The organism is Siminovitchia sediminis (genome assembly GCF_042680885.1).
Lineage (GTDB): Bacteria > Bacillota > Bacilli > Bacillales > Bacillaceae_C > Siminovitchia > Siminovitchia sediminis.
Map to the genome: position 1 here is coordinate 1 of NZ_JBHUEO010000074.1, position 773 is coordinate 773.

Sequence of the window (773 nt, forward strand, 5' to 3'; positions counted from 1 at the left end):
ACAATAGGGTGATAATGTAAAGTAAAACAATAATAATTTGCTGAAAGGTAATAGATTTACTTCCTTACTTTACATAATCATTAACTATACATAACCTTTTTTATGCGAAGCTTCGCATAACAAGGGGAAAGTCGAATCCCCTATGAAATTACTTGATGAAATCCATGCCTACCAAGGGAAATTCGATTATGAGGAACTTCACACATTTGTTCAATCCCTTTGTGAACGCATTAATCAAAGCTATCACCAAGGAACGGGAAAAATCCCTATCCTTGCATTCGCACAAGAAAAAAATCTCTTATTGCCCCTTCCACGGAAACAAATAAGAGATTCATACAAAATCCATCATACGCTTGTAAAGGTTAATCTTTTGGGCTTGATCTCCTATAAATCAAACCAATATTCAGTTCCAGCTGAATACAAAGGAAAGACTGTTGGCCTTCAAGTGTATGACGACAATCTTCACGTTTATTATAACAAAGATTTAATTGTCAAGCACCCAATCAGTCAATCGAAGATGAACTACAAAGAAGAACACTACATCGAAGCATTATCAAAAGGGCTTCCTCATTATCCAAATATTGATGAGCTTGCGAAAAAGAACTTACTTGCGATTGACGAGGTGTATAAAAATGAATAGCAGCTATCTGTATTTGGCAAGTAAAAAATGTATGAAATGGCATTTAAAAATGCATGCCACTCGCCAACGGCCTTATGAATGTAATAATGACTCTTTGTAACGGAAGCTGTCGCCCGTAAAAAGCAATAGATGC

1 pseudogene is annotated in these 773 nt (G+C 35.8%); it reads left to right on the forward strand.

Annotated features, from left to right (window positions below):
- Positions 1-118 precede the first annotated feature (118 nt).
- A pseudogene (locus tag ACFSCZ_RS16910) lies at positions 119-640 on the forward strand (Mu transposase domain-containing protein); the annotation flags it as partial.
- Positions 641-773: the final 133 nt, after the last annotated feature.